A 16,042-nucleotide genomic window follows, 5' to 3' on the forward strand; every position below is an offset into this window, starting at 1 on the left:
CAATGCTGGCACTGATTGCTGGAACAGGCGCCTTGCCGGGTGAAGTGGTCGAAAGCCTAACTGATCGCCCGGTGATTTGCGCTATGGAAGGGTTCACACCTGACACCCTGACAGCCGATATAGTTTTTCCCCTGGAACAACTCGGCAGTTTCATTGCCGATCTAAAGGCGCGGGGGGTAACCGAGATTTGCATGGCCGGTGCGGTTCGCCGCCCGCCTATCGATCCCTCACGGATTGACGCCGCAACAATGCCGCTGGTTCCGGTTTTGCAACAGGCGCTCATGTCAGGTGATGACGGAGCGTTGCGCGCGGTGATCGGGATATTCGGTGACGCCGGGCTAACTGTTCGGGCAGCTCATGAAATTGCTCCGGACTTGTTGCCGCAACTCGGTTGTTTAACCGAAACGCAACCGTCCGAATCCGATCTCGCCGACGCAGACAGGGCAGCGGGAATTCTGCGGGCCATGGGGGCTGCTGATATCGGCCAGGCCTGCGCCGTGTCCAAGGGGCAGGCTTTGGCTGTCGAGGGCATCTTTGGCACAGACTGGATGTTGCAGTCTTTGACACAGCGCCCCGATGCGGGGGGCGGGGTCTTGTTCAAGGCGCCCAAGCCCCATCAGGATCGCCGTGCCGACCTGCCGACGATTGGTCCTGACACCGTTTCGGGCGCTGTGGCTGCGGGGTTGACGGGGATTGTCATTGAAAAGGGGGGCGTGATCGTCCTGCAACAGGACCGTATCATTGCCGAGTGCAACCGCCTAGGATTGTTCCTTTACGTTCGTGAGCGGGCCAGCTGATGCGCGTGTTCGTGGTCGCCGGAGAACCATCAGGCGACCGTTTGGGCGGCGCATTAATGGAGGGGCTGCGAAGACTTGTTCCTGACATACAGTTTGACGGGGTTGGCGGGCCACTGATGCAAGCGCAGGGTTTGGAAAGCCGCTTTCCCATGGCTGAATTATCGGTGATGGGTTTGGTCGAGGTTTTGCCCAAGTTTTTCCACCTGAAGCGTCGGATTTCCGAGACGGCGCAGGCGGTTCTGGACACGCGGCCTGACGTATTGATCACCATCGACAGCCCCGACTTTTCGCTGCGTGTCGCCAAGCTGGTGAAGGCGCAAAGTAACATTAGAACTGTGCATTACGTCGCCCCCAGCGTATGGGCGTGGCGACCAGGGCGCGCGGACAAGATGGCCAAGGTCATCGACCACGTTCTGGCTTTGCTGCCCTTCGAGCCGCCCTATATGGAACGCGCTGGTATGGAGTGCGATTTCGTAGGGCACCCGGTGGCCAGTGAACCTGTCGCTTCGGCTAACGATATCCAAGATTTCCGCGCTGCATATGCGCTTGGCAACGCTCCGATTGTTCTGGCTCTTCCAGGGTCTCGCGGTGGTGAGATTGACCGTCTGGCACCTGTGTTTGGGCAAGCTTTAGGGCTGTACATGAAAGACAAGCCTGACACCCGCGTTGTTGTTCCCGCCGTCGCACACATGGTCGAGAAGGTGACCGAGCAGCTAAAAAGCTGGCCGGGTAACCCCGTCGTTTTAGACCCGCGTGAATTACCGTCGGATCAAGCGGTTCAGCAGAAGCGGGCGGCGTTTGCGGCTGCTGATCTGGCTTTGGCCGCTTCGGGGACTGTTTCGCTTGAGCTGGCCGCGCAAGCTACGCCCATGGTCATTGCCTATAAGCTGAGCTGGTTGACCCAAAAAATGGCCGAACGGATGGTGAAACTGGACACGGTGACGCTGGTTAATTTGGTCTCGGACACTCGGACCGTACCTGAATGCTTGCTGGATAACTGCCAGCCTGAAAAAATCGCTGAGGCCTTGAAGCAAGTGGCCGAAGCACCGGATGCCCAGCGTGATGCCATGGCGACAACGATGGAACGTCTTGGGCGTGGGGGCGAGGCGCCCGGTTTGCGCGCAGCAAGGGCCGTTCTTAGACGGATGAATGTGTGATGCTGGATTTCATTCTATTTGGACTGTCCGCATTCATGGCTCAGATTCTGACCAATCTGGACAATCTGGCGGCGCTTCTTGCGCTGACATTAGTCTCGGGCGCAAAGCGGTCGATTTTTGGGTTCCTTTTGGCCCAAATGGTTGTGATCAGCGCGGCGCTATTGCTTGCATTGGGGGTCGAGGACGTGGTGCCTCATTGGGCCGGTTATTTGGGCCTTATCCCTTTGAGCCTTGGTATTCTGGCTTTGATCCGGCGGAAACGCGGCAAGGACTCAGACTCAAACCCAAATCTGGAAACCGGAGCCTCTGTGATCATGGTAACGCTGCTGTTCATCAGCTTGTCGATGGACACATTCGCGGTACTTGCTCCGCTGTTGGCCGACTCGGCCCCTGCGTTCCGAACCGCGGGCGTTATTGGCGCGGTAATGGCAGCCCTAGGCTTGGCGTCGGTCGCCTTGTTTGGATCTAAAGCACCGTTCATGAGCGGTACACTGGCGCGACGGTTAGAGCGGCTTGTGCCTTATGTGATGATCTGTGCCGGGCTTTATATCCTCAGCAACTCGTGGACTGACGCGGTTTAATATCCGCGCCAGATCCAACCGCCTCCAAAGATGCGGCTACCCTCCGAGGCGTAAAACACGCAGGCCTGACCGGGCGACACGCCTTCCTCGGGCGTCAGCAGCTCGACTTCCGCCGTGGTGTCGGACAGCGGACGAATGATCGCCTCGCGCGGTGGGCGGGTCGAGCGGACCTTGACTGACACGTGCCATTCATCGCGCGATGTGAAGGGTTCATCGCCCAGCCAGTTGATCTCACGTACGGGAATGGTGCGGGTGGCCAACATTTCTTTCGGGCCAACTACTACCTGTTTCTTGTCGACGTCCAACTTGACCACGTAAAGCGGTTCGCTAAGCCCGCCGATACCCAGCCCACGGCGTTGTCCAATGGTATAGTGGATAACGCCGTCGTGCTGCGCCAGAACTCGGCCGTCGGCGTGAACAATCTCGCCGGGTTCAGCGGCACCGGGGCGCAGCTTTTCGATGACGCTGGCATAGTTGCCGTTGGGCACGAAACAGATATCCTGACTGTCGGGCTTGTCGGCTACAGCCAGCCCATATTGCGCCGCCATCTCTCGGGTTGCGTCCTTCGAAGGCAAGTGGCCCAGCGGGAATCGCAGAAAGTCCAACTGCTCGGGCGTGGTCGAGAACAGGAAATAGGACTGGTCGCGGTTGGCATCTTCGGCGGAATGCAGTTCGGGCCCATTCGCTCCCATCTTGCGTTGGATGTAATGACCGGTGGCCATACAGTCCGCCTCAAGGTCCTTGGCCGTTTCCAACAGGTCCTTGAACTTCACCCGTTCATTGCAGCGAATGCATGGAACAGGGGTCGCACCGGCAAGGTAGCTGTCCGCGAACTCGTCGATCACGGCGTCCTTGAAGATGTTTTCGTAGTCCAGAACGTAATGAGGAAAGCCGCGTTCCTCGGCCACACGGCGCGCATCGTGTATGTCGATGCCGGCGCAACATGCGCCTTTCTTGGCCAGTGCCGCACCGTGGTCATACAACTGCAACGTCACGCCCACCACTTCATAGCCCTGATCTGCCAGATGGGCCGCGACAACCGAACTGTCCACGCCTCCGGACATAGCAACAACAACCCGTGTTTCCGAGGGTGGTTTGGCAAAGCCAAGCGAGTTTAGCGGTGTCTCGGTATCGAGGGCCATAACGTGTCCAGTGTGGGTTAAGAAAGACCGGCAGAATATAGGAAAATTCTACACACTCTCAAGGGGCGGTTTCATTCTGCATTAAGTAGCCTGATGTCAGCTTTGTCGCAGCTGGAAAAGGTGAGAATGATGTTTTTGCACAAAGTTGAAGGGCCAAGGTCCGTAACCCTGCCGGATGGCACGGTTTTATCGCGCGCGGATTTACCTCCCGCCGACACGACCAGATGGGTTGCCTCTCGTAAAGCCATCGTGGTTCGGGGGGTGGTTTATGGATTGATCACGCTGTCAGACGCCAAAAAACGGTATGGGTTAAGCGATGAGGAGTTCAATTCGTGGGTGGCCGCCGTCGCAGAGCATGGGATGGACGCCTTAAAAGTCACGGCGTTAAAAAGATATCGACAACCTAAAGGAGAAAATGAATAAATGAATCAACGGTAACGTCAGATTAACCATTTTTGAGCAGGCTCAGATTGAATTGGTAAATTGACCCGAATTGGAGCAGTAAATGCGTATACTTCTTGTCGAGGATGATCCGACCACGTCCAAAAGCATTGAACTGATGCTGACGCACGCCAACCTCAATGTTTATGCAACGGACCTTGGCGAGGAAGGTATCGATCTTGCAAAGCTCTATGACTACGATTTGATCCTACTGGACCTGAACTTGCCAGACATGAACGGGCACGAAGTTCTGCGGCAATTGCGTATCGCACGCGTGGAAACACCCATCTTGATCCTGTCAGGTGCGGATGACACCGAAAGCAAGATCAAGGGATTTGGTTTTGGTGCCGATGACTACATGACCAAACCGTTCCACCGTGAAGAACTGGTGGCGCGAATCCATGCCATTATTCGCCGATCCAAAGGGCATTCTCAGTCCGTGATCCACACGGGCAGGGTCGCGGTGAACCTGGACGCTAAAACCGTCGAGGTGGAAGGCAAAACGGTTCATCTGACCGGTAAAGAATATCAGATGCTTGAGCTTCTGAGTTTGCGCAAAGGGACCACGCTGACGAAAGAAATGTTCCTGAACCATCTCTATGGCGGAATGGATGAGCCTGAACTGAAGATTATCGATGTTTTCATCTGTAAATTGCGCAAGAAACTTAGCAACGCTACTGGCGGGGATAACTATATCGAAACCGTTTGGGGCAGGGGCTATGTCCTGCGCGATCCGCAAAGTAGCGGTGTCGATGAAACCCGTATGGCGGTTGGCGCTTGACCTGAATTTAAGAATGGCCGTTGCCGGTCCGGGGCGGCCCCTCACTCACTGAACAGCACATCTGGACCTGACCATGGCCTCGCCCTATCACTGGGGTCCAAGAACACATGACGGGGCGAGGCCATGAGCAAATTGATTCCGGTATCAGACCTGACCGAAGATGCCGCACAGGCAGAGTTGGCACGGCTTGCCGACCAGTTGGCTCGGGCAAACCGGCGATATCATTCTGAGGACGCGCCAGAGATTTCGGACGCGGAATACGATGCTCTCAAACGTAGAAACGCCGAGATCGAAGCTCGTTTTCCGAATCTAAAGCGCGCAGACAGTCCATCGGACCAAGTCGGCGCCAGACCGGCCGACGGGTTTTCCAAGGTCACTCACGCTGTTCGGATGATGTCATTGGGCAACGCCTTTGACGACGAGGATGTTCGCGACTTCGACCGTTCGGTCCGAAAATACTTAGGGCTGGATGGAACGGCGTCATTGGCATTTACGGCAGAGCCAAAGATCGATGGTTTATCGCTGTCTCTTAGGTACGAACGGGGAAAGCTCGTACAGGCAGCTACCCGTGGTGATGGTGAGGTTGGCGAGAATGTAACGGCAAACGCCCTGACGATTTCTGACATTCCAAGAGTGGTTGAAAACGCACCAGATGTTCTTGAGGTTCGGGGCGAAGTTTACATGTCTCACGAAGACTTCGACCAACTGAACGTTCGGCAACATGAAGCGGGTGAAAAAACTTTTGCAAACCCGCGAAATGCCGCCGCCGGATCGCTGAGACAATTGGATTCCAAAATTACACAATCTCGACCTTTGCGGTTTTTTGCATATGCGTGGGGGGAAGTGTCAGAGCCTTTGGCAGAAACTCAACAGGGGGCAATCGAGCGTTTGCGGACATTGGGGTTTTCCACGAACCCTTTGACGAAGCTCTGCCAAACAACTGACAAGATGTTGGAGCACTACCGAGAGATCGAGGCGCAGCGTTCAACGCTTGGGTACGATATCGACGGTGTTGTTTACAAAGTGAATGACCTTTCGCTGCAGGGGCGTTTAGGTTTTCGGTCCACGACTCCTCGTTGGGCGATAGCGCACAAATTTCCCGCTGAACTGGCCTGGACCCGCCTCGAGGCGATCGACATTCAGGTGGGTCGCACCGGCGCACTCAGCCCTGTGGCCCGGCTTCATCCGGTTACCGTGGGTGGAGTGGTTGTGTCGAATGCAACACTGCACAACGAAGACTATATCGCTGGTAGAGATGCCAAGGGTGGTACGATCCGTGACGGCAAGGATATACGGGTCGGTGATTGGGTTCAGGTCTATCGCGCGGGTGATGTGATCCCTAAAATTGCCGATGTCGACATTTCAAAACGTCCCGAAGGAGCAGAGCCTTTCGACTTTCCCAAAACCTGCCCCGAATGCCACAGCGATGCCGTTCGGGAAGAAGGTGATGCTGTTCGTCGTTGCACCGGAGGCGTGATCTGTCCGGCGCAGGCTGTTGAAAAGCTGAAACATTTCGTATCCCGCAAAGCCTTTGACATCGAAGGGTTGGGAGCGAAGCAGATCGAAATGTTTTACGACGACCCGGATCTTCCGATCCGAGCGCCGGTTGACATCTTCACCTTGCAAGAGCGTGACGCGGATAACCTGAACAAGCTCGCCAATCGCAAAGGCTGGGGGGCGCAAAGTGCCGGGAACCTGTGGACGGCTATCAATGACAAACGGAAAATTCCCTTTGGGCGGCTGCTGTTTGCCCTGGGTATTCGCCATATGGGCGAAGCAGCGTCAAACCTGATTGCTACACATTACGGCAATTGGCCAAATTTCGAGCTTAGTGTCACTGCAGCCGCTGACTTCGAAGGACCGGAATGGGACGATCTTCTGAGTGTCGACGGTGTCGGTGAAGTGATGGCCCGAGCTCTGGTTTCGGCTTTCGCACAGCAAGCTGAGCGTGCCAGCATAGATGCGTTGGTCGCTCAACTGGACGTGCAAGAGGCCAAGCGCCCGGACACCGCCGACAGCCCGGTTGCAGGCAAAACCGTTGTTTTTACAGGTACGTTGGAGAAAATGACCCGTGCAGAAGCCAAGGCCCGAGCCGAGGCTTTGGGGGCCAAGGTGTCCGGTTCTGTGAGTAAAAAGACTGATCTTCTGGTTGCTGGTCCGGGCGCTGGGTCCAAGGCCAAGAAGGCAGCGGAGCTTGGAGTTGAAACGCTGGACGAAGATGGCTGGCTCGAACTGATCGGCCGCACATGAGCGGTCGGCCCGAAATTCTTTTCCCATTGTTTGCCCGTCTTGAAACGCTGGAGGGTGTGGGGCCCAAGACGGCTCAGGTGCTGACGCAAGCGGGCACGGAGTCGCCACGCGACGTGTTGTTCAGCTTGCCCTACGCGGTGATTGACAGACGTCGCCGTGACACCATCAAGGGCGCCGACCTACCGACGACATTGACCGTTGAGGTGACTGTCGGCGCGCACAGACCGGCGCGCAACAAGGGTGGGGCTTACCGGGTGCTTGTCGAGGATAATCAGACGGATTTCCAACTGGTTTTCTTCCACGCACGCGGTGACTATCTGAAAAAGGTGCTGCCAGTGGGGTCGCGCCGGGTGATCTCAGGCAAGCTCGAATTGTTCGATGGCATGGCTCAAATGGTCCACCCAGATCACATGCTACCCCCTCAAGAAGCACAAGAGATTCCTGATTTTGAGCCGGTGTATCATCTGACTCAGGGGATCACCCAAAAGACGGCCTTTAAGGCCGCCCGCAGCGCCTTGGCCCGGGCACCGGATTTGGCCGAATGGATCGATCCTGCGTTGCTGGTGGAGCGTGGTTGGGTGAACTGGACGATGGCCATTTCCGCAGCACATAATCCGCAGGGTGCGGACGATGTTGCGGCCTTTGCACCGGCAAGGGAACGTCTGGCTTATGATGAGTTGTTTGCCCATCAGTTGACCTTGGCGCTGGCCAGGCAACGGGAACGGAAGGCAAAGGGCGTCGTCAGTGTCGGAACTGGCAAGTTGCAGGCGAAGGTTCTGGCGGGGCTGCCATATAAACCGACAGTCGCGCAATTGAGGGCAATTGACGATATTGCAGCCGACATGGCTTTGGGCTCGCGGATGAACAGGCTGCTGCAAGGGGACGTTGGTGCAGGGAAAACCCTGGTGGCCTTCATGGCGCTTCTCGTTGCTGTCGAAGCGGGCGGGCAGGGCGTCATGATGGCGCCAACCGAAATTCTGGCCCGCCAGCATCTGGAGGGTCTGCGCCCCTTGGCCGAACAAGCTGGGGTCGTACTGGAAATTCTGACTGGCCGGGACAAGGGGACCGACCGTCGTTCGAAATTAGCTGCCCTGAAAAACGGCGATATCCAAATCCTCGTCGGAACGCATGCAGTGTTCCAAAGCGATGTGGAATTCAAAGCGCTCAGATTGGCGATTGTCGACGAGCAGCATCGGTTTGGCGTGCGCCAGAGGATGGAGCTATCGGAAAAAGGGCAGGGCGCGGATGTTTTGGTGATGACGGCGACTCCGATCCCGCGCAGTCTTGCGTTGGCGCAATACGGCGACATGGACGTATCGGTGCTGGACGAAAAGCCACCTGGACGAAAGCCCATAAAAACCGCGATTGTCAGTACCGAGCGCATGGGCGAAGTCGTCTCGCATTTGCGCAGTGCAATTGACGAGGGGCGTCAATGTTATTGGGTTTGCCCCTTGGTCGATGAATCCGAGGTTTCGGACCTAACCGCTGCCGAAGAAAGGTTCAAACGCCTACGTGCCATTTTGGGCGAGGGGACAGTCGGGTTGGTACATGGGCAAATGCCGTCTGCGGAAAAAGACGCCGCGATGAAGGCTTTCCAAGACGGGCACACCAAGGTTCTGGTTGCGACAACGGTGATTGAAGTCGGTGTTAACGTTCCAAACGCATCTATCATGGTCATCGAACGGGCAGAGATTTTTGGGCTGGCCCAATTGCATCAATTGCGCGGGCGGGTCGGGCGCGGTGAGGCGGATTCGACGTGTCTTTTGATGTATCAACCCCCGCTCAGCGAAGGCGGTCGCAAACGTCTTGAAGTTTTGCGTGAAACGGAAGACGGGTTTCGGATCTCGGAAACCGATCTGCAAATGCGTAGCGCGGGCGACTTGATCGGTACGGCTCAGTCGGGGTTACCGAAATTCCGTATCGCGGATCTCGAACGTCAGGCCGGGCTGATGGCCATAGCGCAGACGGATGCGCGAACCTTGCTGTCAACCGACCCGCAACTGCACTCGGATCGGGGGCAGGCGGCGCGTGTTCTCTTGTGGCTTATGAAGCAGGATCAGGCAATTCGTTTGATTTCAGTAGGTTAGTCATTATTGTTCCGATAAGTTCGCAAATGTTCTCAAAAAGTTCTTTACCGACTCGGCAAAATATGAGAACAAAAGGTCAACAAAGGATTAAATCTCGACCGGAGGTGAGACTATGCTGACCCAGATCAAGACTGCCATTACCCGTTCGCAATCAACACTTTTGCAAGATGCGGTTGGCGCAGTGTCGCTGGTGGTCATGTTGATGGTTGGTCTTCACTTGCCCGGCGCGTTCTAACCCTTTCTGCCTGCGATCTCGTGCCGACCATACCGTGCTGTCATCCCCATTTCAGTCAAGGGTGACCTGCCTGTCCCAATTCCCTTGAGGGGCCTTGCCTCGGCCCCGTGCGGCTATCCGGACCCCACACGAGAAACGCATTGCCTGCCGCCGCCCTTTCCGCCCGGAAGGAGCGGCGGTTTTTTTTACAACTGTCCGGTTTTCATAATCTCAAGTACCGCAGAAAGCACCGAGTTCACTGCAACCGATGCAAGGATCATCCCCATCACACGGCTAATGATGGCTGCGCCAGAATAGCGAATAAGTCGGATGATCGGGTCGGCCAACAACATCAGAACGAATGAAATCAGGATGACCGACAACATGACCAATGCCGTTATGCCCTGATCCGCTGCACTATAGCGGTTGTTGTCAGTCAGAATGACAATGGCAAGCATCGCACCGGGTGAGGCCAGAGATGGAACCGCCAATGGGAAAATAGCCGGATTGGGTTTGTGCGCCGACAATTCCAGTTCTTCCTCTGCTTCGTGCTGTTCGACGACCTGCTTGCTTTCGCCAAAGATCATTGTCAGCGCAAAGAGGAAAAGGATTATACCACCAGCAACCTGGAACGAGTTCAGGCCGATATCCAGCGCCTCGATCAACAATTGGCCGAAAATCAGAAAGAACAGAAGAACTCCGGCGCTGACCAGCGCGGCAAGCAGGGCGGTTTTGCGACGAGACGCAGCTGTCAGGCCTGCAGTTACTGCTATGAAAACAGGGATTGTCCCGATCGGATCTATGACGACCCAGAGTGTAACAAAGTGCTCAAGCAATTTTTCCATTCCAATCCCCCCAACATCATGCGGGGTGATTAAACCGGATTGCCCGCAAAAAACTATTTTTATGCGCAGTTAGCCTGCTCGGCTTGGTCCATAGCTTCAGCCGTGGCATCCAGCGCCAAGAGAATCGAGGCATGACGGTTCTTGTAATCGCGCGCCGGAATCAGAACCTCGAGCCCATCGAACGGAGCGTCCGGCACGGGGCCGTCCTTTTTCAGCATGGCCGACAATTGATCTCGCGCAGTTTCTACCTGCGCCCGAGTGGCACCAATAACAGCGTTGCCAACGACGGAAGCAGACGCCTGACCCAAAGCGCACGCTTTGACGTCCTGCCCGAAGTCGGTGACCTTCCCGTCCCGCACCTTAACATCGACGGTTACAGTTGATCCGCACAAAGGCGATCGCTTTTTCACCGTAGCGTCAGGTTCCTCAAGCCGGTCCAGATGCGGAATGTCCGCCGCCAGCGCAAGAATGCGGCCGGAGTAGAGCTTAATCAGGTCGTTCTCGCCGGACATGGCTTTCCCTCGTTGTCTGTTCCCCATACATAGTGAGCATCCAACCGGATGCAAAAGGTTTTTCTCATGTCCACAACCGCCGTGTTTGACCCATCGTCATTGAAGTTTAACGAAGCCGGCCTTATCCCTGCCATCGCTCAGGACGAGGGGACCGGTGACGTGCTGATGATGGCCTGGATGAACGTCCAAGCCATAGAAAAAACGCTTGAAACCCGACGTGTTACCTATTGGTCTCGGTCTCGCCAGTCGTTCTGGATCAAGGGTGAATCTTCTGGCCACGTGCAGGAGTTGGTGGACTTCCGCTTTGACTGTGATCGCGATTGTCTGCTTGTCATCGTGCGACAGACAGGCGCGGCCTGCCACACCAATCGGCGCACCTGTTTTTATACTGCAGTTCGCAACGGGGATGAGGTTGAATTGATGTCACCGATGGAGTGACGCGGTTACAGCGCAACCATTTTCCGGATGTCCGCTGGGCTGGCTCCGTCTACGCGATATTTAGAAATTGCACGGGCATCATCCCGTTTTGCCAAACGTTTGCCCGTGTCGTCCCGGATCAGACTGTGATGAACGTATTGTGGCGTCGGAAGACCGAGCAGCGCTTGTAAAATGACATGGATGCGGGTTGCCTCGAACAAGTCCCGACCTCGTACGACATGGGTAATACCTTGCTCTGCATCATCGACGACCACTGAAAGATGGTAGGAAGTCCCCATATCGCGACGAGACAGCACAACATCCCCGATGGTGTCGGTCAGTTCACCCAAGGTGAAATCCACAACACCCGTCTCACCATTCGGCCCTGAACCGGTTTCCAGAAAAGAACCAACTTTTGCGTCAGCATTATCAGAGTCCGCCAGGGTCTGCCCTGCAGCGGCCATGTCCAGTCTCAGTGGGATATCTTTGGGTCGGTGCAGTAAGTCATTCGCCGTTGGGTTCCACTTCTGCCGACATGTGCCGGGGTAAATGATGCCATCCGGACCAAGCAAAGGCGCGCCTTCCTGCGGGGCACTGGCGGCGGCGGCGATATCTTTGCGATTACAATTGCATGGGTATAGCAAACCACGAGACCAAAGCGCATCAAGGGCGGCGTCATAGCTGGAAACCCTGTCTGATTGCCGCATTACGGGCTTCGGCCACTCCAATCCCAGCCATTGCAGATCGTCATATATTTGGTTTTCCCAATGCAGACGCGAGCGCGAGCGGTCAATGTCCTCGATCCTTAGCAGGAACTGCCCATTCTGAGAGGCGGCAAGATCATGTGCAAAGATCGCCGAAAAAGCATGTCCCAAATGCAGGGGGCCCGTTGGGGAAGGCGCAAATCTGGTTTTAAATTTCACGCTTTTTCAACAATATATACGTCTGACTTAAGGTCCATTCCTGGAAGGTGTGGGCCGTACTCCCGAAACAACAATCGGGCTGCTCCCATATCAAGCCAATCATTTAGTCGAGAGGTGTAGGATCTATCCGCAAGTGTGTGATCATTAAAGGAAAAGGCAAGAAATCCACCCAAGGGTAGCGCACGCATGAGCATGTCGAAAACCTCTGGTGGTGCAGCCCCTGTTCCGATAACGCCAATTGCGGTGATCGCTTTGTACGCTCCTTGCTCCAATGGGTCAGGGTCTGTGATTTCGAAAGTCGAGAGGTTTCGGTACACTCCCTTGGCTTCGGCCCCTTCCAGCATCATTGGCGTGGGATCAACCCCGTCGATCACCTCAAACCCCGCGGCACGCAATGCGACCCCAGACAGGCCGGTGCCACACCCATAGTCAAGAATGGGGGTCTGCGGTTCAGGTAATTTGGACCACAACGCCTCTGCCACGCGGCCTGGGGTAGCGTATCCATGTGCGCCCACCTCGGCATCATAGGACGAGGCCCACCTCTGATAATGCGCCCGAGTGGCTTGTGGCGTATCCAAGTCGTAGGCGTCTTTGAGAAATTTATCGCTCATTTGCTAATGGTAAGCCGCCTGGATGGGGTGCGTCCAGTCAGCACTGCGCCAGCCAGCTCGTCCATTTAGCTTTTGCGCGGTCCGTATACGCCTTGTACCTGTCCTTGCGACCGCGACGCCCACCTTTCAGCCCTTCTACAGGGCGGAAGAGGCCAAAGTTCACGTTCATGGGCTGAAAGGTCTTGGCTTCGGCCCCGCCGGTAATGTGGTGGATCAGGGCCCCCATGGCGCTGTCCTGCGGGATCTCGGGCAGGGTTTTGTCCAGAATCTCGGCTGCGGCCATGCGACCGGCCAACAATCCCATGGCCGCGCTTTCGACATAGCCTTCAACACCGGTGATCTGCCCGGCAAAACGGATGTTTGGTTTGGATTTCAACCGCATCTGCGAGTCCAGCAGAGTGGGCGAATTGATGAATGTATTACGATGGATGCCTCCCAAACGTGCAAAGCTGGCGTTTTCGAGGCCTGGAATCATGCGGAAAACCTCAGTCTGCGCGCCGTACTTCATCTTGGTCTGGAAACCTACGATGTTGAACAGCGTGCCCAGGGCGTTGTCGCGCCGAAGCTGAACCACCGCGTGCGGTTTGATATCGGGTTGATGGGGGTTAGTCAGGCCAACAGGCTTCATCGGCCCATGGCGCAGCGTTTCGCGCCCACGTTCGGACATCACCTCGATCGGAAGGCAACCGTCGAAGTAACCCGCTGTCTCGCCTTCGTGAAATTCGGTTTTGTCAGCGGCCAGCAGGGCATCAATGAACGCCTCATACTGATCACGGTCCATCGGGCAGTTCAGATAGGCCGTACGCTCTTCTTCGGTTTCACCTTTGTCGTAACGCGACTGCATCCACGCTTTGCTCATGTCGATGCTGTCGGCATAGACGATCGGTGCGATAGCATCGAAGAAAGCCAATGAGTCAGCGCCGGTCTCAACGCGGATAGCCTCACCCAGAGCCGCGGACGTGAGCGGCCCAGTGGCAAAGATCCAGTGGCCGTCGTCGGGCAGGGTGGTGATTTCCTCGCCTGTAACCTCAACCCGGGGGTGGGCGTGCAATTTGGCTGTCACGGATTCGGCAAACGGATCGCGGTCGACGGCTAGCGCACCACCAGCAGGCAGGCGGTGAGCATCTGCCGTTGTCATGATCAAACCACCGGCCTTACGCATTTCCCAATGCAGCAGACCAACCGCGTTTTGTTCATCATCATCTGAACGGAAAGAGTTCGAACACACCATTTCCGCCAGGTTGCCGGTCTGGTGCGCAAATGTGCCAACTTTGGGCCGCATTTCGTGGATCACAACATCCACGCCCATCTCTGCTGCCTGCCAGGCGGCTTCGGACCCGGCCATGCCGCCGCCCACGATATGCAATTTCTGTGTCATGCGCTGCCACATAGGGCACACCACTACACAACGCAACACAGGCTGCTCGTGATCTGTTTCAAATGGGGGATCTTGGGGTCGCCGCTGCGGGAATGTCTACGCCGGTGAGAGAAACCAGCTTGGAGGGACCTTCCGCCCACGGCGACCCAAAAGAGTCTTCAGAGCCTTTGCTCTGTCCCAGCTTTGCCACAGTGTTGCCCTTTTGGAAAGTGCAAAAATGAGAACAGTGGCGAAAAATGTTGATAACAATCGCCTTATTGGTGCCAATTTGGCGGTCTTTTTTCGATAAATGCAGATATTCCTTCTTCGGTATCCCGGTGCAGCATATTCTGTACCATTACCTCACCGGTATAGCTGTAAGCCTGCACAATCGGCATTTCCAACTGTTCGTAGAATGCCTTTTTCCCGATTTTCACGGCTGTTCCTAGCTTGGTCGCCAGTTGATCCGCCAGCGCATTGGTTTCATGTTGCAACAACATTTCGGGCACGACGCGATTGATCAGCCCCATCTCGGCTGCGGTTTCAGCCGAGATGAATTCACCGGTCGTCAGCATCTCGAAGGCGCGCTTGCGCGGAATGTTCCGGCTAAGCGCCACCATGGGCGTTGAGCAGAACAACCCGATATTCACACCGTTCACACCAAACCGCGTGCCTTCTGCTGCGACCGCCAGATCGCAAGTGGCCACTAATTGGCATCCGGCTGCCGTGGCAATGCCGTGAACTTGCGCTATGACGGGTTGGGGCAAGGTTTGGATTGTCATCATCATGCGTGCGCATCGGGCGAAGAGGTCTTGGAAATAGGCTTTACCACCATCTTCGGACTGCCGACCTGCAGTCATCTGTTTCAGGTCATGGCCTGCACAAAACGCTTTACCTTCCCCCGACAAAACCACCGCACGTATCGAAGAATCGTCTTGCAACGCGTCGAACTCGGATTGAAGCGCCGCCAGCATCTCATCGCTTAAGGCGTTCAGGCGGTCCGGCGCGTTCATTTTCAAATTGGCGACGGCCCCTGTGTCGCTACGTTCCAGAATTGCCATCTTGCCCTCCGATCTGATGTCAGGCCAACTCTAGGTCGGCAAATCGTGGAGGGAAAGTATGACGTTGGAAATGAGCCGGGACGAACTGACGGAATACATAAAGGAGATCTTTCCTCAGGTGTATCGCGACTTTGTTGTCGAGGAACTGAACGAAGATTCGATTGTCATGCGATTGGTCGTCGAGGATAGGCATCTGCGCCCGGGCGGAACCGTGTCAGGCCCGTCAATGTTCGGGCTGGCCGATGTTTGTGTGTACGCGATGATTCTGGCGCGTCGTGGGCGTCAATCGCTGGCGGTAACCACGAATAGTTCATTGGATTTCCTGAGAAAGCCGGGTGGCGGCAAAGATTTAATTGCACATTGCCGCTTGCTGAAACTTGGACGTAATTTGGCAGTTGGCGATGTGCTGATCTATTCAGAAGGTTCAGACCAGCCTGTTGCGCGGGCTGCGATGACATATTCGCTTCCGCCAGAAGGGTCCGCGGCCGCGGCGTTTGGATAAAAAAGGCCGGGCTGAGCCCGGCCAGGAAGAGGTCCCATCAAAGGGACTGGGGAAAATTAATCCTGCCAAAACGGTCGGGTGAATTCCCGACGGGCCTGATACGGAGTCAAACCGACATCCTTCAAAAGCCGATCATCCAGCTTTGACAGATTTATTCTGCTGCGACGTTGACGTTCCCATTTTGTGACTGTCGCTGCAAACCGCACGGCCAGCGCGGCGATCAGCGGCAGCCGGGGACTGTCGTTCAGCAGCATGAGGGCGGGGTTGTGCATTGCGCGTGTCATCTTGGGTATCCTTTCAAATTGTATTGACACAAACGTAATATGTTCGGTATATGTGCTTGATACATTCAGGATTGTGTCAA

General features: G+C 55.8%; 18 protein-coding genes. 10 read left to right on the forward strand and 8 right to left on the reverse strand.

Annotated elements, in window-relative coordinates; translation table 11 throughout:
- Positions 1–2: 2 nt before the first annotated feature.
- From ACR0IY_RS02225 to ACR0IY_RS02235, 3 genes are read left to right on the forward strand one after another with little or no spacing between them, the layout of a single operon-like run.
- Positions 3–797, forward strand: coding sequence for an LpxI family protein (locus ACR0IY_RS02225; protein WP_480670223.1), 795 nt, complete (start codon positions 3–5; stop codon positions 795–797).
- The gene (gene lpxB / locus ACR0IY_RS02230) at positions 797–1,954 is read left to right on the forward strand and encodes a lipid-A-disaccharide synthase (protein WP_480670224.1); all 1,158 of its coding nucleotides are present in this window, start codon (positions 797–799) and stop codon (positions 1,952–1,954) included. The genes ACR0IY_RS02225 and lpxB overlap by 1 nt, the downstream gene beginning before the upstream one ends.
- The gene (locus ACR0IY_RS02235; protein ID WP_480670225.1) at positions 1,954–2,535 is read left to right on the forward strand and encodes a cadmium resistance transporter; all 582 of its coding nucleotides are present in this window, start codon (positions 1,954–1,956) and stop codon (positions 2,533–2,535) included. The genes lpxB and ACR0IY_RS02235 overlap by 1 nt, the downstream gene beginning before the upstream one ends.
- On the opposite strand, the gene mnmA is transcribed toward ACR0IY_RS02235, so the two are convergent.
- Complete coding sequence (gene mnmA / locus ACR0IY_RS02240) at positions 2,532–3,677, reverse strand: tRNA 2-thiouridine(34) synthase MnmA (RefSeq protein WP_480670226.1); 1,146 nt, start codon at positions 3,675–3,677, stop codon at positions 2,532–2,534. The genes ACR0IY_RS02235 and mnmA overlap by 4 nt on opposite strands.
- A 129-nt stretch (positions 3,678–3,806) precedes the next feature.
- On the opposite strand from mnmA, the gene sciP reads away from it, so the two are divergent.
- From sciP to ACR0IY_RS02265, 5 genes are all read left to right on the forward strand, one after another.
- Positions 3,807–4,100 carry a CtrA inhibitor SciP gene (gene sciP / locus ACR0IY_RS02245; protein WP_480671106.1) on the forward strand — a complete coding sequence of 98 codons (294 nt, stop codon included), beginning with the start codon at positions 3,807–3,809 and terminating at the stop codon, positions 4,098–4,100.
- An 82-nt stretch (positions 4,101–4,182) separates the two neighbouring features.
- Positions 4,183–4,899 (forward strand): response regulator transcription factor CtrA, encoded by a 717-nt coding sequence (gene ctrA, locus ACR0IY_RS02250; protein ID WP_480670227.1) that lies wholly within the window; start codon positions 4,183–4,185, stop codon positions 4,897–4,899.
- A 123-nt stretch (positions 4,900–5,022) separates the two neighbouring features.
- Entirely contained in the window at positions 5,023–7,149 is a 2,127-nt protein-coding gene (gene ligA / locus ACR0IY_RS02255; RefSeq protein ID WP_480670228.1) for an NAD-dependent DNA ligase LigA, read from the forward strand.
- Complete coding sequence (gene recG, locus ACR0IY_RS02260; protein ID WP_480670229.1) at positions 7,146–9,236, forward strand: ATP-dependent DNA helicase RecG; 2,091 nt, start codon at positions 7,146–7,148, stop codon at positions 9,234–9,236. The genes ligA and recG overlap by 4 nt, the downstream gene beginning before the upstream one ends.
- 112 nt (positions 9,237–9,348) lie before the next feature.
- Complete coding sequence (locus ACR0IY_RS02265; RefSeq protein WP_480670230.1) at positions 9,349–9,471, forward strand: hypothetical protein; 123 nt, start codon at positions 9,349–9,351, stop codon at positions 9,469–9,471.
- A 185-nt stretch (positions 9,472–9,656) separates the two neighbouring features.
- Here the strand turns inward: ACR0IY_RS02265 and ACR0IY_RS02270 are convergent, their stop codons facing one another.
- Both ACR0IY_RS02270 and ACR0IY_RS02275 read right to left on the reverse strand, forming a co-directional pair.
- A complete protein-coding gene (locus ACR0IY_RS02270; RefSeq protein ID WP_480670231.1) occupies positions 9,657–10,295 on the reverse strand; it encodes a MarC family protein in 639 nt (212 codons plus the stop codon).
- Between the two features lie 59 nt (positions 10,296–10,354).
- Positions 10,355–10,807, reverse strand: coding sequence for an iron-sulfur cluster assembly scaffold protein (locus tag ACR0IY_RS02275; RefSeq protein WP_480670232.1), 453 nt, complete (start codon positions 10,805–10,807; stop codon positions 10,355–10,357).
- A gap of 48 nt (positions 10,808–10,855) precedes the next feature.
- Between ACR0IY_RS02275 and hisI the strand changes: the two genes are divergently transcribed.
- The gene (gene hisI, locus ACR0IY_RS02280) at positions 10,856–11,245 is read left to right on the forward strand and encodes a phosphoribosyl-AMP cyclohydrolase (RefSeq protein WP_480670233.1); all 390 of its coding nucleotides are present in this window, start codon (positions 10,856–10,858) and stop codon (positions 11,243–11,245) included.
- Positions 11,246–11,250: 5 nt separating this feature from the next.
- Here the strand turns inward: hisI and gluQRS are convergent, their stop codons facing one another.
- From gluQRS to ACR0IY_RS02300, 4 genes are all read right to left on the reverse strand, one after another.
- Positions 11,251–12,147, reverse strand: coding sequence for a tRNA glutamyl-Q(34) synthetase GluQRS (gluQRS, locus tag ACR0IY_RS02285; RefSeq protein WP_480670234.1), 897 nt, complete (start codon positions 12,145–12,147; stop codon positions 11,251–11,253).
- A complete protein-coding gene (locus ACR0IY_RS02290; RefSeq protein WP_480670235.1) occupies positions 12,144–12,758 on the reverse strand; it encodes a class I SAM-dependent DNA methyltransferase in 615 nt (204 codons plus the stop codon). The genes gluQRS and ACR0IY_RS02290 overlap by 4 nt, the downstream gene beginning before the upstream one ends.
- A 37-nt stretch (positions 12,759–12,795) precedes the next feature.
- Positions 12,796–14,136 carry a methylenetetrahydrofolate--tRNA-(uracil(54)-C(5))-methyltransferase (FADH(2)-oxidizing) TrmFO gene (trmFO, locus tag ACR0IY_RS02295; RefSeq protein ID WP_480670236.1) on the reverse strand — a complete coding sequence of 447 codons (1,341 nt, stop codon included), beginning with the start codon at positions 14,134–14,136 and terminating at the stop codon, positions 12,796–12,798.
- 254 nt (positions 14,137–14,390) lie between these two features.
- Positions 14,391–15,176, reverse strand: a complete 786-nt coding sequence (locus tag ACR0IY_RS02300) for an enoyl-CoA hydratase (protein WP_480670237.1) — start codon at positions 15,174–15,176, stop codon at positions 14,391–14,393.
- 58 nt (positions 15,177–15,234) lie between these two features.
- Between ACR0IY_RS02300 and ACR0IY_RS02305 the strand changes: the two genes are divergently transcribed.
- Positions 15,235–15,678 carry a PaaI family thioesterase gene (locus ACR0IY_RS02305; RefSeq protein WP_480670238.1) on the forward strand — a complete coding sequence of 148 codons (444 nt, stop codon included), beginning with the start codon at positions 15,235–15,237 and terminating at the stop codon, positions 15,676–15,678.
- A gap of 56 nt (positions 15,679–15,734) precedes the next feature.
- On the opposite strand, the gene ACR0IY_RS02310 is transcribed toward ACR0IY_RS02305, so the two are convergent.
- The gene (locus tag ACR0IY_RS02310; RefSeq protein WP_480670239.1) at positions 15,735–15,962 is read right to left on the reverse strand and encodes a DUF1127 domain-containing protein; all 228 of its coding nucleotides are present in this window, start codon (positions 15,960–15,962) and stop codon (positions 15,735–15,737) included.
- Between the last annotated feature and the right edge of the window lie 80 nt (positions 15,963–16,042).

The organism is Ruegeria sp. BC1 (assembly GCF_056539305.1).

Coding starts and splice junctions, on each gene's coding strand:
- ACR0IY_RS02225 (WP_480670223.1), top strand. CDS start 3: ATGCTGGCACTGATTGCTGGAACAGGCGCCTTGCCGGGTGAAGTGGTC.
- lpxB (WP_480670224.1), top strand. CDS start 797: ATGCGCGTGTTCGTGGTCGCCGGAGAACCATCAGGCGACCGTTTGGGC.
- ACR0IY_RS02235 (WP_480670225.1), top strand. CDS start 1,954: ATGCTGGATTTCATTCTATTTGGACTGTCCGCATTCATGGCTCAGATT.
- mnmA (WP_480670226.1), bottom strand. CDS start 3,677: ATGGCCCTCGATACCGAGACACCGCTAAACTCGCTTGGCTTTGCCAAA.
- sciP (WP_480671106.1), top strand. CDS start 3,807: ATGTTTTTGCACAAAGTTGAAGGGCCAAGGTCCGTAACCCTGCCGGAT.
- ctrA (WP_480670227.1), top strand. CDS start 4,183: ATGCGTATACTTCTTGTCGAGGATGATCCGACCACGTCCAAAAGCATT.
- ligA (WP_480670228.1), top strand. CDS start 5,023: ATGAGCAAATTGATTCCGGTATCAGACCTGACCGAAGATGCCGCACAG.
- recG (WP_480670229.1), top strand. CDS start 7,146: ATGAGCGGTCGGCCCGAAATTCTTTTCCCATTGTTTGCCCGTCTTGAA.
- ACR0IY_RS02265 (WP_480670230.1), top strand. CDS start 9,349: ATGCTGACCCAGATCAAGACTGCCATTACCCGTTCGCAATCAACACTT.
- ACR0IY_RS02270 (WP_480670231.1), bottom strand. CDS start 10,295: ATGGAAAAATTGCTTGAGCACTTTGTTACACTCTGGGTCGTCATAGAT.
- ACR0IY_RS02275 (WP_480670232.1), bottom strand. CDS start 10,807: ATGTCCGGCGAGAACGACCTGATTAAGCTCTACTCCGGCCGCATTCTT.
- hisI (WP_480670233.1), top strand. CDS start 10,856: ATGCAAAAGGTTTTTCTCATGTCCACAACCGCCGTGTTTGACCCATCG.
- ACR0IY_RS02290 (WP_480670235.1), bottom strand. CDS start 12,758: ATGAGCGATAAATTTCTCAAAGACGCCTACGACTTGGATACGCCACAA.
- trmFO (WP_480670236.1), bottom strand. CDS start 14,136: ATGACACAGAAATTGCATATCGTGGGCGGCGGCATGGCCGGGTCCGAA.
- ACR0IY_RS02300 (WP_480670237.1), bottom strand. CDS start 15,176: ATGGCAATTCTGGAACGTAGCGACACAGGGGCCGTCGCCAATTTGAAA.
- ACR0IY_RS02305 (WP_480670238.1), top strand. CDS start 15,235: ATGACGTTGGAAATGAGCCGGGACGAACTGACGGAATACATAAAGGAG.
- ACR0IY_RS02310 (WP_480670239.1), bottom strand. CDS start 15,962: ATGACACGCGCAATGCACAACCCCGCCCTCATGCTGCTGAACGACAGT.